Source organism: Corynebacterium sp. ACRQJ (assembly GCF_022346045.1).
GTDB lineage: Bacteria > Actinomycetota > Actinomycetes > Mycobacteriales > Mycobacteriaceae > Corynebacterium > Corynebacterium evansiae.
In genome coordinates this window covers 22164-37170 of record NZ_JAKRMT010000006.1, presented here as the reverse complement: position 1 = coordinate 37170, position 15007 = coordinate 22164, and the positions used below count along the sequence as shown (strand labels likewise).

The window sequence follows — 15007 nt, the reverse complement described above, 5'->3', positions numbered from 1 at the left end:
GTGCAGGTCGCACGGTGAACGACGCCAGGTGCAGGTCGCACGGTGAAAGCCGCGGCAGAGGCAGCGCAGTGCAGGGCAAAAGAAAAGTGGCGCCCCGAGTAGGGGTGCCACTGTCGACGGCTCAACCCAGCTTTAGGCGTGCTCGTCGGCCTGCTGCTTCGGAGGCTGAACGGTCCACTCCGGCGGAACGTCCTTGCCGGACTCCTCGTCCTGCTCCGCCTGCTCGGCGGTCTCCTGCACGATGCCCTTAGCGTGGTGGCTCGGCGCGTAGATCGCGTAAACCTGCATCGGCTCGTCACCAGTGTTGATGATGTCGTGCCACACACCAGCCGGAACCTGCACAGCCCAGCCGTCGGAGACTTCCTGCTGGATGGTCATGTTGTCCTTATCCGGACCCATGATGCACTTGCCAACACCCGCGTCCAGGCGCAGGAACTGGTCGGTATCGTGGTGCACCTCCAGGCCGATGGAATCGCCGGGGGCGATGGACATGAGGGTCACCTGCAGGTACTTGCCCGTCCAAGCGGTGGTGCGGTAGTTGGTGTTCTCTCGGGTGGCGGTTTCAATGTCAAAGACATTGGCCTCTGGTCCGTTGTCTACGATCTTCATGATGCTCCTTCCGGTTCGATGACCTTCAACTCCCAGTGTAGGCCGATTTTCCTGGCCTTTCAGGCGCCCGCCAGCCTGCCGCCACAGCAACGCTGCCGCGCCGAAGCCGTAACGCTGTAACACTGGGAGGCATGGCTATTTCTGACATTTATTGGAAGAACAACCCTGGTCGCCCCGGCGCTTGGGAGGTCGCGGGCCTGCGCTGGCTCGCCGAAGCCCCGGGAGGCGCACCGGTTGTCGCCGTTCACGAGCACGATTCTCGTGGCTTGGGGATTGATCGGGTAGAGCCGATGACGCCCACACGCGCCATGGCCGAGGATTTCGGCCGAATGCTGGCGGCCACGCATGCCGCGGGGGCGCCCCATTTCGGGTTCTCGCCGACGGGGGAGTCCGGATTCCAAGGCCCCAACGACAACCTCTTGAAGCTGCCCCTGAAAACCTCCGAAAGCTGGGGAGAGTTCTACGCGGACGTATGCTTGTCTCCGCTGGTTGCGCGTGTATTCGGTGGCGCCACAGCAGCGGACATTCCCGCCGAGGTTACCCGGCTGCTGGAGGCCTTGCGCGCCGGGCAGCTGGACGATGGCACACCTCCGGCTCGCATCCACGGTGATCTGTGGGCGGGGAATGTGTTGTGGGGGAAGGTGGCGTCAAGAAATAGAGCGTCAAGAAATAAAGAAGGAGCAATCCTCATCGACCCGAGCGCGCATGGCGGTCATCCGCGCGCGGACCTGGCGGCGCTGCGGCTCTTCGGCGCGCCGCACCTGAGCAGCATTGAGGGCGCGTATTTCGAGGCCAGCCCGCACGTGGATGGCTGGGGGACAGGTGCGCAGAGCGTGGACCTGCACCAGCAGCACCTGCTGTGGCTGCATGCGGCGGTGTTCGGCGGCGGTTACATCGGGGAGGCTGTCGCGGGCGCGGGGCGTGTGGTGCGCGAGTTGTGAGGCGTTGCTAGCTGAAGTGCTGTAGGGGATCCGACGGAGTACAGTCATAGTTCGGACAAAATCGCATAATTTGCTTTTCTAATTTCTGTTTCTGCTTCCTAAGCAGATTCCGAGTTTTTAGTGACGTTTTAGTGAAGGAGTTTCCTCAGCGTGAAGAGAACATTCTCTATCGCCATGGCCTTCGTCGGGCTGACCGTCGGCGCGGGCTTCGCCACCGGCCAAGAAGTCATCCAATACTTCATTTCCTTCGGCCTCAACGGCATCTGGGGCGCGGTGCTGGCCGGCATCGTCATGACCCTCGCCGGTAGCGTGATCCTGCAGGTCGGCAGCTACTTCCTGGCCGACGAGCACCGCATGGTGTTCCGCAACGTCGCGCACCCCATCGTCTCGCGGTTCTTGGATGTCTCCGTGACGATCACCCTGTTCGCCGTCGGTTTCGTGATGCTCGCCGGCGCGGGTTCCAACCTGGAGCAACAATTCGGCCTCCCCGCCTGGGCGGGCGCGCTGCTGATGACGGGCGTGGTGCTGGCCGCCGGAATGCTGGACGTGGAGAAGGTCAGCCAGGTCATCGGCGCGCTGACCCCGCTGATCATCATCGCGGTGATTTTCGCCTTCGTGTACACGATGATCAACATGCCCTCCGACACGTCGCACCTGAACGAGATCGCGATGGCGGAGGAGTCGCCGGTTTCTCCGTGGTTCGTCTCTGCCCTGAACTACAACGGCCTGGCGCTGCTGCTGGGTGTGTCCATGTCCCTGGTGATCGGCGGTAACTACGCCTCCCCGAAGGAGGCCGGCATGGGTGGCCTGATGGGTGGCGTTCTGTACACCATCATGCTGATCATTGCCGCTATCACCCTGTACCTGAACATCGAGACCGTCCAGGGCAGCGACGTGCCGATGCTGGCGATGATGGACGACATCAGCCCGGTGCTGGGCGTGATCATGGCGATCATCATCTTCTTCATGATCTTCAACACTGCGATCGGCATGTTCTACGCGCTGGGTAAGCGCCTGACCGCCAGCACCGACAAGTCCTTCCGCCCGGTGTTTATCGTGGTGACGCTGATTGGCTACGGCATCAGCTTCGTGGGCTTCGATACCCTCATGACCTACGTCTACCCGGTGATCGGCTACATCGGCCTGGTGATGATCGTCGTGATGATCGTCTGGTGGGTTCGCTCCCGCGCCCGCATTTTTGCGGAGTCCAAACGCCGCGACCGCATCCACGAGCTCGCCCACGCCCGCGAGCACGACGATGAGGAGTACACCGACGAGGATCGCCAGGAGCTGCGCAAGCTGGTCGGCGAGTCCAACATCGAGGACAAGGAGCTGCACGAGACCATCACCGACGAGGTGAAGAGCGAGATCCCAGACGAGGAACTCGAAAAGTAGCGTGCCCTCTACCTGGGCGTACAATGAGTATCCATGTTTGGCGGGATGCATGAATCACTCACGACGGTTGCGATAAGCGCGGCGGATTTCACCCCGCCGCAGGGGTGGGGGCCGGTGCTGAAGGAACAGCTCGGCATTGATCTGTGGCGCATCCCGGTGGTCATGGTCGCCGCCGTCGGTATCTACTTGACGTTCCTGGTGGCGGTGCGGCTGTTCGGGCAGCGCATCCTCAGCCCGCTGGGTGGCTTCGATGCCGTCGTTATTTTCATGTTCGGTGCTGTCGCGGGCCGTACTGTTCTGGGCCACCCGCCGTCATTGGCCGCGGGCGTGATCGGCCTGCTCACCCTCATGGGCATGGAGGCTCTCTTCGGCGCCGTGCAGGACGTCGTGGCCTTGCGCCGCACTATCAACCCGCCCCCGACGGTGCTGATCGCCCACGGCGAGGTGCTGGAGGAGACTCTGCAGCGCAACCACATCACCGAGACCGCTATCGCCACGGCCGCGCGCAAGGCGGGTGTGCGCGACTTTAGCGAGGTCGCGTGCATGATTCTGGAATCCAACGGGTCGATCTCTACCCTGCGCGCGGGGCAGAAGATCGACCCGGATTTGTTGCTGGGTGTCGAGGGCGCCGACAAGGTTTTGTGACGCCCCCTCGTCCCACCGAACCTTAAGCGTTCAGCACCGGGTGCAGTCGCTTCATGGTCCACGTTTGCTGGCTGCGGGCCGATAGCGTGGTGACCAGGAAGCAGCCGAGGCCGACGAGGAACAGCACTCCCACTGCGATCGGTAGGCGTTCGTCGTAGAAGCCGTAGATCAGCTGCCTGAAGCCGTTGACTGTGTACGTCATTGGGTCGAACGGATGCAGGAATTGGAAGAATTTGTTTTGGGTCTCGACGGGGTAGAGGCCTCCCGAGGCGACGATCATCAACATGAGCACCGCTAGGGCTGCCACGCGGCCTGGTCCAGGGCCCATGAACGCGATGAACATTTGGTTCATCAGCATCCACACCAGCGCCACGAGGGCAGCGAAGAGGAATAGACCCGGTAGGTTATCGACTTCCATGCCCACGCCCCAGACGGTCACGCCGACCACGACAGCTGCCTGGCCAATGGCGAGTAGGCCGGTCGGCAGGAAGCCGGAGAGCGCCGCACGCCAGGAGTGCACACCAGAGTTGACGGTTCGAGCCTGCAGGGGCTTGATCATCACGTAGACCATGATGCCGCCGATGAACAGCGCCATGCTGAAGAAGAACGGTGCCATGCCGGCGCCGAAGGTGTGGTTGCCGGAATCGTTGTCGCTCTTCAGGTCCACTGGTCCGCCGATGGTGGAGGCGGTGGCCAGGCGCTGGCCCTCGTTCCAATTCGGAACCTGCTTGGAGCCATCGGAGAGCTTGGTGTGCAGCTCGGAGGCGCCGTCGTCCAGCTTGGCGGTGCCGTCCTTGGCCTTGCCGGTGCCTTCGACGAGCTTATCCGCACCGTCCTTGAGCTTGGTATTGCCGTCGTCCAGCTTGATCACGCCGTCCTTCAACTTGCCCGCGCCGTCGGAGGCTTCGCCCATTTTCTCGTCGAGTGTCTGCGCGCCGTCGTTGAGCTTGTTCACGCCGTCCTGCAGTTGCTTGAACTGTCCTGGCAGGCCCTTCAGCTCGGTCACGCCGTTGCGCAGTGGCGCGTTCGGGTCGTTGAGCTGGTAGGACAGCTGTGCGCTGCCGTCGGCCAGGCGCTTCAAGTCCGATGCGTTCTGCGACTTCGGGCCGAGGCCCTGCGTTTCCAGGGCGAAGGCGACCTTGTCCAGCTCGTCGGCCGCGGTGATGGCGGCGGGTACGCCGGTGCCGCGCAGGTCGCGGGAGAGCCCACGCAGGTTAGCCGCGTGGTCGCCCTGGGCCTTGGTCACGCCACCGAGTTGGGTGTTGAGCTTCTGCACTCCGTCGTTGACCTGGCTTGCTCCGTCGCCGAGTTTATTGACGCCATCTTCCAGCTCGTTGAGCTTTCCGGCCTTGCCGTTGATCTTGTCGGCCGCAGCGTTCACCTTCGTGGCGAGCTCGTCAGTACCGTCGGCTAGTTTGCCCGAGCCGTCGTGGAGCTTGACGAGTCCGTCGTCCAGATCGGTTGCGCCCTTGCGCAGCTTGCCGGAGCCATCCTTGGCGGTGGCCAGGCCGTCGGCGAGTTTGTTGGCGCCGTCGTCCAATTGGATAGACCCGTCCTTCAGTTCAGCGGTGCCGTCGGCGAGCTTGCCGGCGCCGATGGCGGCCTTTTGCATGCCGGAGCCGGCGTCCACGATGCCGACGAGGACCTTGTCCACGGCCTCGGCACTGATCTTGTCGCCCACCACGCTGATGACCTCACGCATGACGTTCTGGCCGATCATGGTCGATAGGAAACCGTTGGCGTCGTTGTAAGTGCTGATGAGGTTGGCCTTCTCCGGGTTATCGGAGGTGGGGGAGGCCACGGCTTCGGAGAAATTCTCCGGCAACTCGAGGGAGAAGTAATACCGACCGGATTCCACGCCCTTGCGGGCATCTTCGGCATCCGTTTCGATCCAGCTGATCTGGTCGTTGTCCCTTAGTCCCTGAATCACCTCGTCGCCGGCGCGCAGTTCCTCGCCCTCAACGTTGGTTCCCTTGTCACTGTTAACCAGTGCGACAGGCAGGCTGTTCAGGTTCCCGAAGGGGTTCCAGAAAGCCCAAAGGTAGAGGGCGGAGTACAGCAGCGGCATGAGCACGAGGATGACAAGTGCAGCTCGGGTGAGTTTATTGCGCTTGAAGCTGCGGATTTCGCTGTTGAGTTTGAAACCGGCAAGCATTAACGGTTCTCCTTTTGCTCTGTGGTGTTGGTGTGGTCTTCGGGGATGTCCAGATCGTCGAGTTCTGGGTCGTCCAGTGCTGGGTCGTACTGGCCTGATTCGACCTCCGCCGGGTCAGGGTATTCGCGCAGTCCGGTATGAATCGGGTGCGCGTGGCCAGCGTTGGCGTCAATTTCAATAACCTTGTTCGGCTCCACAGGGCCGACAATGGGGTTCGACGAGTTCACGATCACAGGAATGTCTTCCGAAAGGCGCTCGAGCACCTGCAACAGAATCGCCCGGTCGTCGTTCTCGTGCACCTGCTCGATGTCGTCCATGATCAGCAGTTCGACCGGCTTGTTGTCGGCGGGCGACAGGGCCAGGCTGATGCGCAGCATGATCTTGTCCAGGTTGTCCAGTTGAGAGATGTAGGCATTCAGCGGAGGTAGGTCGCGGTCGCCGTAGACGTAGTTGCAGAAGCGCTCCAGATCCTCTTGCGAGGCCTTGCGCATCGGCATGAACCACGGTTTCGACCAGGACATGGATTCGGTGAGAACGTCCTGGACCGTGACGGAACGCTCCAGCAAGTCGATCTGCTCGACACCGGCGATGGCCACTCGGGAGCGGATGGGTTTCGGTTTGGATTCGCCGAGCACGCTCAGCGATCCGCCGGTGGGCTTCATCCGGCCAGAAAGAACCAGAGCTAGGGCCGTGCGGCCGGAGCCACCCTTGCCAAGCAGGTTGGTTAGACCCTGGTTGGGGATAGCGAAAGAAAGAGGGCCGAACACTCGGCCCTCGTCACCTTTTAGCTCGAGATCCTGGGCTTCTACTGCTAGGGAAGACATGGCTTTACCTAATTTCTGTGGGGAGGGAAGCTCGGTCTATTTCAACAGACACCCTGGACATTTTTGTAGATTTTGACGATTTCGTCAATTTCCTCCGCGGTGCGGTGCGGTGGCGTTGTGAAATAGCGCTACAGCACCCGAATCTACAAGGAATCTAGCTGGGAGCTGTAGCGCTATTGGGGGAGGGGGTAGGCTATATCGTCGCTCCGAATACGGAGCCGACGGCGAAGGTGACCGCCAGGGCCGCCATGCCACCGATCACGATGCGCAGCACAGCGCGGGTCTTCGGCACGTTACTGAGGTGAGCCGACAGGGCGCCAGTGAGCGCCAAGGCTACGAAGGTCACGCCGAAAATTACGGCGACGGGGGCGAACAGGGCAGCGGCAAACGGCAGTGCGGCACCCAAGATGAAGGAAATGAAGGATGCGATGCCCGCCGACCACGGGTTCACCAGCTGGCTCATGCCCATGGCGCGCTCGGAATCTCGCTGCGAGGAGACGGAGACGTACTCGCCGAGCGCCATGGACACGGCGCCGCCAATGACGGCGGCCAAGCCGGACATGGCGATCGTCTGTGGGTTGCTGGTCGCGCCCGCCACGCCAACGAGGACCGCGGCGGTGGAGACGATGCCGTCGTTGGCACCGAGGACAGCCGCGCGGAGGCGGTTGAGGCTCTCGCCGTGATTCTCATCGACGTCGGCGCGCTCGGCGTGCTCAGCTGGGTCAGTGAGTTCGGGGTGTTCGGCGCTTTCGGGGCGCTCGGTGCGCACCGTGGGAGCGGCAAGCTCGGGGTGTTCGGCTGGAGTGGTCACTTCAGCCGTCGGGATGGTGATAACCCCGCGTTCGCACGTAGCCACGGCAGTGCAGCTGCCGTCGTAGTAGCGATCGCAGGGGCAAGATACTGAAGTGCTCATGACTCAAGTATCGCTGGGTTTGAAACCTTCCGCAAGCATTGAAAGGCTACCTTTACGCAGGTCAGGATGCCTTTCATTAGGTGAGGCTGGGGTTGGGGAGGCCTGGTGGCGTCAGTAATTAACGGGCGGCACGACGGGCGCGCAGGCGATTGTCGTAGAGCGCGATGACGAGGGCGACGGCCATGAGCGAACCGATGGTGCCGAAGCCGATGGCGGTGCCGAGGGGCCAGTTGATGGCGCGCGAGCTGGCGAAGACGATCGCGGTGATCAGTGCGAGCCCCATGGCAGTACCGATGCGTTGTGCAGTCTGCAGGACCGCGCCAGAGCTGCCCGCGTAGTTGAGGGGCACGTCCGCGAGCGTGAGAGTTTGGTTCGGGCCGATAACCGCGCCTTGGCCGGTGCCGACGAGGAAGAGGGTGAGGACCATCCACCACTCCGAAAGGCCCGTAACATGGTGCAGCACAAGGGCGAGGATGGTCAGCACAATGCCGGTCAGCGCCACGGTGATGCCGTCGATCACAACTCTGCGACCCCGGTCGGCGACCCGCTTGCCAGCCCAATTGGCGGCGAAAGAGCTGCTGATCGCGGCAGGAATGCCAACGCTACCGGCGACGAGCGCGCTGTAACCCAGGCCGTTTTGGAAGTACAGAGCCACGAGCACCCAAATGCTGGTTATGCCCATGAAGTACACTCCCGCCAGCATGGTGCCCAGGCGGAAGCTGGGGAAGCGGAAGATCTGCATGTCCACCATCGGGTCGAAGGGCTTCGACTTTTTCACATGGCGCTCCCACGCCAGCCACCCGGCCAGCAGGGCGACGGCGACGGGCAGAAGCAGGAAGGTCCGCGCGCTCCCGGAGGATTCCACAAATGGGAAGAGGAAGGCCAGGACGGCCAAGCCAAGCAGGAGCGAACCGAAGGGGTCGAGGCTGCGCACCGCGCGGATGACGCCCACGTTACGGCCGGTGGCGGGATCCTTAACCCGGCCCATCAGCGGGCGCGGGAACCACAGGAGCGCGAGGACGAAGGCGAGAAGGCCGAAGGGAACGTTGACCAGGAAAGTCCAGCGCCAGCCGTGCTCCGGGCCGCCGACGCGAATGAGGAAGCCACCCAGGACGGGCCCGATGGCCACAGCCACGCCCACGACGGTGCCGAACCAGCCGAAAGCCCGGCCGCGCTCCTTGCCGCGGAAGAACTGCTGGATCATGCCCACGGCCTGCGGGTTGAGCAGGCCGGCGCCCACGCCCTGGATGAAGCGGGTGACGTTCAGAGCTTCCGCAGTGGGGGCGAAGCCCGCGGTGATGGCGGCCAGGGTGTAGACGCTCAAGCCAATGAGGTACATCCCGCCCCGGCCGAGCAGATCGCCGGCGCGGCCAGCGGCGACGAGAACCACGCCGAACGTCAGCGTGTAGCCGGAGAGTACCCACTGAATGTCCGATTCGGTGGCGCCCAGCCCCTGCTGGATGGAGGGCAGGGCGACGTTGATGATGGACACGCTGATCAGCGACATGAAGATCGTCGTGAGGATGACGCCCAGAACTTTCCAGCGGCGCGGGTCCTCACCCGGGGGATAGGTGCCGGGGGACTGGATCGTGGCCTCCGTCGCGCCGGGGCGGGGGTTTGCGGTGCCCTGGCCCGGGGTGCCCGGCTGTGAGTTTGCGGCGTGCGGGTCCTTTTCAGCCACGGTGGTGCGTGCCCTCCTTCGGATCGCCTGGTGTGTGATTCTGTGCGCTGGCACGCGCAGTTGCGCGGTTATACGCGCTGGCGCGCGAGATTCCCTTTAGTGAAGCTTAGCGATACTAAGGGTGCCCTTATTCCAGGGGGTGGCGATGCGGGAGCGAGGAGGGGGTCTAGTCCTCGGGCGCGGCCTTCATGCAGCGCATCGAGGTCAGGGCAGCCATGTTCAGCATCTGACGATCGCGGAGGTAGCTGTGAGAAGTACCCAGCTAGTTCTGTCCCGCCCGCTGGGCCTTGAGTCGAAGATTCGCACAAACCTGGGGAGCGTTATACTCGCCGGAGTTGCAGAGAGCCAGCAGTTGCGTCTCACCACTGGTTAAGTTCTGCGCCCCATTAGGAGCAGTACCGTAGCCACAGCGGTAGGCGGGGCAGTCAGGGCTTGCTCCCTGATTACCCATCGGTGGTTGCTTCTGCGCTGGAGAAGTGGCTCTGGGTTGATTAGCTGGAGCCTGCTGAGCGGGTTGTTCCTCTTCAGCAGCAGGGCTACTCTGCTGCGTGGGCTCCGGCGTACTGGTGACTGTGGTGGGCGGGGGCGGTGTGTCCTTGGGAGTACTGGTGACCGTGTCGGTCTCTGGTTCTGAGCTCTTGGACTCGCTAGGCGGAGCACTGGTGACAGTAGTGGTGGACGGTTCAGCGGTTGTGTCCTCACTGCCGCAAGCAGTGAGGCCGAAAAGACTGATGAGGCTGAGGGCAAAAACTGGAGCGAGGAGTGTGCGACGACGAGTGGTGATCATGTGGTGCCTTTCGTTGAGTGACAGACACAGTTTAAGGTCTGACTCACCACTACTCATCTTGATCCTCAGTTCGACGGAATCGGTCCCTCGCCGAGGCTTTCAAGTCAACCGGTTCTTTTAAGCAGGGGAGAGGGCGAGTGAATAACATCCCTCGAGCGACATCCACGAGGTGGCCCGCGAGATCCACGCCAAGGACGCCCTGCGCGCTCACTTGCAGCTGGAGCTGGGTATTGACGCGGACGGGCTGACCAGCGCGCGGGCGGCGGCGTTCTTCTCTGCGCTGTCCTTCTTGGCTGGCGCGGCGCTGCCGATGATCTCGGTCTTCGTGGCACCTTCTGGCACGCAGGCATGGGTCGTCACCGTGGTGACGATGCTCTCCCTGGCCCTGACTGGCCTAATTTCGGCGAAGATCGCCGGCACCAGCGTGGCCCGCTCGGTGGTTCGCCTGGTCGTCGGTGGCGGCCTGGGCCTGGCGCTGACCTATGGCGCGGGCGCGCTGTTTGGTGGTGTGGCTTAGTAGGCCATAGGCCAAGGGGTGTGCATTCTCGATCCATTCGTCGGCACCTCAACGTTTATGGTGCGCCTGCTGCAATCCGGGCTCATTGAGCCGGGAGACCTGGGCCGCAAGTACTACGGCGAGCTCTTCGCCACGGAAATCATGCTGCTGGCCTACTACGTCTCGGCGGTGAATATCGAGACCACCTACAATGCGCTGCATGCCGAGGAGGCCCAACGCAACGGTGAGTCGGAACCCGAAAACGTGCCCTTCGATAACATCGCGCTGGCCGATAGCTTCCAGAACCACGAGGATGGCTACATCCCCGACCTGGAGGTCTTTAAAGAAACTTCGCAACGATCCAGCGTCAGAAGGACGCGACCATCAACGTGGTGATTGGCAAACGTTGCATAGCGCGAGTGATACACACTAACGATGTGCGCGATTGTGTGCTCGCCGCGTGAAATGGCGCGATAACACGGGGAACGCGAGCTGTTCGGTCGTGGCGGGCGAAGTACCGGCACGCTGGCGGGGTCAGTTCGGCCAGCTGATTGTGGAGCCCATTTATCGGGGCAAGCTGGTTTTGCGCCCACTCTGCGGCACGAACTCGGAGCCGTCAGATAGCACAGGGGTCGCGTCAAAAGGTATCTGGGAATCGCCCTTCACTTCTTGCTGTGCTTCTTGCCTCGCTGATACTTCTGGTACTCCGCCCTGACGCGGTCGAACTCCTCGTCAGTTTGACTCTTGAGAAAGCTCAACGCATCTCCAGACCACACGTGGGTGGGGGTATGGGTTCCTTGCCAAGCGAACTTGCAGTTGTCTCGCATATTGTGTTTCCACGCCATGCAAGTCAGATCGTAGATGCTTAGCTCCCTCCCGTTCTTCCTTGCCCTATTCGCTCGCGCTATCAGCTGCGTTGCGGAATACGGGTGTGTTTCGTTGGGGTCCACTTTTCGTTGAACGATTGTGGTTGCGGCACCTTGGTCAATTGCAACTTCAAGATCGGCTCGGCTGATCTTCTTCCCAGATTGCAGGTTGATCTCTTGGAGCATGGCGATGCGGCCCATGTCTGCTCCTAGATCTTCAGCTTCGCCGATGATCTTCCTCAGGTCTCGTAGGAAGTCCTCGACTACTTGTGTGGATCTTCCATCCCCGTCTACTCGTAGGGATCGGATTGCATCGCTGGGGGTGCTCGCAGCGAGCGGCAAAAGCGTCCATGTGATGTCATCAGCCAAGTCCTTACCGAAGACATCGAGCACGAAGTCGCGGTAGTTCACGATGCTTTGCTGAAGGAACATGTAGAGGATCGTGTTGAGATCGTCGGACACGTAAAGGTGGATGATCTTGTTTCGATAATCGGTGAGAACATGCAGGTTAGCTCGAACGCCATCTCCGTCAACGCTACTGGGCCAAAGACGATGGCGATCCATATCAGCGATGCAATGCTCTAAGGAAAAAGATCGGTAGTCTTCACCGCGCTTCTTCTTGTAGAAAATGTTCTTCTTAGCTTTCCGTAGAGCAGCCTTGAGGATGAGTTCCCATGCGTTGACGACAAGAACTGTGACGACCTGCTCACGATAAGTCGTTTGTGGCTTGTTGTAGATTTCGATGGCTGCGAGCATCGCCGCGCGAGAGTTGTCGCAGAGCTTCTTGTGCGAAACATATGGCCTAGCCATCAGACATACCTTCCCTGGGCACCGGCATGTTCACTTGACCTCCCAGTTGATGCTGAAGAGCATCTGGCGGGACTGCTGCGCTTGGAGAGCATCTTGTGCGTTGTCGAGCAGTAGATCGGACTCATCACGGAGACGGTTCCGCTCACTGCGGTATTCATCCTCAGCATCGTCAGCCTTGCGCCGCCAATGACGCGCCTCCTGCTTCAGCTTCAGCTCTTGGGTAGCGTTCGAGGCCTTGCGAGCTTCCTTGTTTGCGGTGGCTTCCTTGGCCTGGTACTCGCGAATCTTCGCGTCGTACTTCGCCTTGAGGTCGAGCCGTGTCGCGTCGAGGAGTGCTTCTTGTTCGAGGAAGAAGCGCGCGTTGCGGTCTTCGACGTCACCTCTGAGTTCCTCCAGCTCCTGTGCGATGACTTCGTCGAAACCTCTGGTCTCGACGTGGTCAGCAGTGCTGTCGGTGCAGTGCAGGTCGAGAACATCTCTAATCTGCTCATGATCCATAGGGGTGCCGTCGTCAAAGAACCCAGCGGTCAGCAGGTAGGACTCGCGCAGTTGCTGGCTTCCTGCCTTCATAGCGAAGCTGGCTTCTTCAACACGTAGCCTTCCTCGCTTGTGGCGCAGGCGTTTTGCAATCGCGGTTGCACGCTCTGAGCTGCTGATCTTGAAGGTGAGTCTTGCTGGTGGGGTTGCACGGGTTTTCGCTGCGTCGATCACCCAGGCACACAAGTCGCTGGTGTACCGGTATTGGTGCGCGCCCTTCCGGGGTTCCGATTTGAAGTAGTAGTCGCCAACTGGGATGCCCACGTGTGGTGGTTCGTGGAGAGTGAACTGGGTACCCGAACCGTTGAAGGTCGCCAGATCTTCGAGTTCGTGGTGGGTGACCCGGATGAGTAGGCGTTCGAAGGTGTTGAGCACCACCCCGGTCTGTGCGTCGTAGGACTTGAGTTTGTCGCGTACTCTCGGGTCGAGGTTGTCGAAGACTTTTGCCCGTGTCTTCTTCATCTCACGGTTGATTTGTTTCGAGTACCGTTCCTCGAGTTCCTTGAACGCTGCATCGATCTCGGCAGCTGTTTTGCAGTTGTCCAGGATGCCAGCGATCATTTTCTCGAAGTCGAGACCGTCTTCGATCTGCCCTAGGACCTCATCGGACGCGCCGAACACGGACGTGAAGAGCTGGAATTTCTCGCTCAGTAGTTCGAGGATGCGTTCTTCTGCAAGGTTGCCCTTGTTGGAGAAGTTCACCACGATGACATTGTGCTTCTGCCCGAACCGTTGCACACGGCCAATACGCTGCTCGACACGCTGCGGGTTCCACGGTAGGTCGTAGTTGACGAGCATGGAGCAAAACTGAAGGTTGATACCTTCAGCGGCAGCTTCGGTGGCGATCATCAGTCGGCCACGGTCACGGAACTCATCAACGAGAGCTTTACGGCGGTCAGCAGCAGCGATACCGGTAACGAGGTCACCGCCGTGGTTTTCCTTTATCCACTTGGCGTAGATCCGTTTCGATTCCGGGCTGTCGTTACTGCCGTTGAACAGGATCAGTCCTTCACCCCACCCAGCATCGGTTAGCGACCGGGCGAGGTAGTCCTGGGTGACGGTCGAGTCGGTGAAGATGATCGCTTTTTCGGGTGCACCAATCTCCCGGAGCTTCTCGAAGCCTTGCTCAAGGGCTTCAACAAGTTTGACAGCCTTCTGGTTGACCGTGATCGACCGCGCCAGGGCAGCAAAGCCGCGCAGCTCGTTCACCTCGTCGAGCATCTCCGCACGCTGACCGATGTCGATCTGCTCGACGCTACTGTCGGTGTTGGCTTCGCTGGCTTCCCGCATCTCGCTGGTCAGGTCGGGGTCATCTACAAGACCGCCCACGTCATTACGCCTACGTCCAGCCTTCACTTCTGCCTGGAGACGATCCGCGATCCTCTCCAGCGTCGTAGCCACCGCGAAGGAGGAAGAGCCGAGCCGTTTGCGCAAGATGAGTGCAGATAGATGCTGTTGGGACTTGGCGAAAGCCCATAAGAACGGGCGCTGCAAATACTCATTAATCTTGTCGTACAGCTGGATCTCTTCGGGGCTGGGTGTGAAAGCGATGGTCAGCGGCATCCGCTGGGTGAAGCGAATGTACCTATCCGCATCCTTGCGCAACGTGCGCTTGGCGATACGTGCCACTCGTGCGGAAAGATCGTCGTTCCCGACACCTTCGGGATGGTCGAGGTAGCGTTCTTTGAACGCTTCAAGCGAGTGGAAGTAATCGGGTGCGAACACGCTGACCAGACCGTAGAGCTCTTCCAGACGGTTTTGTAGAGGGGTTGCGGTCAGCATCACCGTTTTACCTGCGGTCTGACAGATCCGGCCAACATTGCCCGCGATTTTCGCTTGTCCTGTCCAGTGGGAACGCAACCGGTGCGCCTCATCGCACACCACCAGACCCCAAGTGCGGATGAGCTTTTGGGTTTGGGAGTTTGCGAACTCGTAGGAGCAGATGAGGATCTCATCGCGACCACCTGGACCGATTAGCGTGTCGATGTTCTTACTGTCCATCAACGTGGCAGGCAGCGCGAACTTCTCACTCAACTCTTGTTGCCACTGCTGACGCAGCGAGGACGGGGCGATGATGAGGATGCGGCGTTGACGCTGTGCCCAGTACTGGCTGATGACGATCCCGGCCTCGATCGTCTTACCGAGGCCAACCTCGTCAGCCAGGATTACCCCGTCCGTAAACGGGGTCTGCAACGCGAACAGCGCCGCGTCGACCTGGTGGGGTTTGGGGTCCACCTGGGCATCAAACAGCAAGCCCGCTAACCGACCAACATGATCAGACGCGTAGGAACGATCCAGCTCGTGAGCATAGAACTTGGCCTGATAGTCACTTAAACGCCGCAACACGC

10 protein-coding genes and 2 pseudogenes are annotated in these 15007 nt (G+C 61.0%); 5 read left to right on the top strand and 7 right to left on the bottom strand.

The window, feature by feature from the left end:
• Window positions 1-132 precede the first annotated feature (132 nt).
• On the bottom strand, window positions 133-609 hold the full coding sequence (locus MHX52_RS04875) for a cupin domain-containing protein (RefSeq protein ID WP_049050394.1): 477 nt from the start codon (window positions 607-609) through the stop codon (window positions 133-135).
• Window positions 610-740: 131 nt separating this feature from the next.
• Here MHX52_RS04875 and MHX52_RS04870 point away from each other — a divergent pair, with 131 nt between their 5' ends.
• The 3 genes from MHX52_RS04870 to MHX52_RS04860 all read left to right on the top strand — a co-directional run bounded on the left by MHX52_RS04870 (window position 741) and on the right by MHX52_RS04860 (window position 3590).
• Window positions 741-1550, top strand: coding sequence for a fructosamine kinase family protein (locus tag MHX52_RS04870; protein WP_239316871.1), 810 nt, complete (start codon window positions 741-743; stop codon window positions 1548-1550).
• A 150-nt stretch (window positions 1551-1700) separates the two neighbouring features.
• Window positions 1701-2945, top strand: coding sequence for a hypothetical protein (locus MHX52_RS04865; protein ID WP_239316870.1), 1245 nt, complete (start codon window positions 1701-1703; stop codon window positions 2943-2945).
• A gap of 33 nt (window positions 2946-2978) precedes the next feature.
• Window positions 2979-3590, top strand: a complete 612-nt coding sequence (locus MHX52_RS04860) for a DUF421 domain-containing protein (protein ID WP_049050391.1) — start codon at window positions 2979-2981, stop codon at window positions 3588-3590.
• Window positions 3591-3612: 22 nt separating this feature from the next.
• Here MHX52_RS04860 and MHX52_RS04855 read toward each other — a convergent pair whose 3' ends face one another.
• From MHX52_RS04855 to MHX52_RS04840, 4 genes are all read right to left on the bottom strand, one after another.
• Entirely contained in the window at window positions 3613-5745 is a 2133-nt protein-coding gene (locus tag MHX52_RS04855) for a YhgE/Pip domain-containing protein (protein WP_239316869.1), read from the bottom strand.
• On the bottom strand, window positions 5745-6569 hold the full coding sequence (locus MHX52_RS04850; RefSeq protein ID WP_239316868.1) for an ATP-binding cassette domain-containing protein: 825 nt from the start codon (window positions 6567-6569) through the stop codon (window positions 5745-5747). Before MHX52_RS04850 ends, MHX52_RS04855 begins: the two co-directional genes overlap by 1 nt.
• A 193-nt stretch (window positions 6570-6762) precedes the next feature.
• Complete coding sequence (locus MHX52_RS04845; protein WP_239316962.1) at window positions 6763-7338, bottom strand: VIT1/CCC1 transporter family protein; 576 nt, start codon at window positions 7336-7338, stop codon at window positions 6763-6765.
• A 262-nt stretch (window positions 7339-7600) separates the two neighbouring features.
• On the bottom strand, window positions 7601-9163 hold the full coding sequence (locus MHX52_RS04840) for an MFS transporter (RefSeq protein WP_239316867.1): 1563 nt from the start codon (window positions 9161-9163) through the stop codon (window positions 7601-7603).
• Window positions 9164-10116: 953 nt separating this feature from the next.
• On the opposite strand from MHX52_RS04840, the pseudogene MHX52_RS04835 reads away from it, so the two are divergent.
• A pseudogene (locus MHX52_RS04835) lies at window positions 10117-10467 on the top strand (VIT1/CCC1 transporter family protein); the annotation flags it as partial.
• A 12-nt stretch (window positions 10468-10479) separates the two neighbouring features.
• Window positions 10480-10847 (top strand): annotated as a pseudogene (locus tag MHX52_RS04830) (hypothetical protein); the annotation flags it as partial.
• 261 nt (window positions 10848-11108) lie between these two features.
• Here MHX52_RS04830 and MHX52_RS04825 read toward each other — a convergent pair.
• Complete coding sequence (locus tag MHX52_RS04825) at window positions 11109-12122, bottom strand: DUF3644 domain-containing protein (protein WP_239316865.1); 1014 nt, start codon at window positions 12120-12122, stop codon at window positions 11109-11111.
• Between the two features lie 30 nt (window positions 12123-12152).
• On the bottom strand, window positions 12153-15005 hold the full coding sequence (locus MHX52_RS04820; protein WP_239316863.1) for an SNF2-related protein: 2853 nt from the start codon (window positions 15003-15005) through the stop codon (window positions 12153-12155).
• Window positions 15006-15007 lie beyond the last annotated feature (2 nt).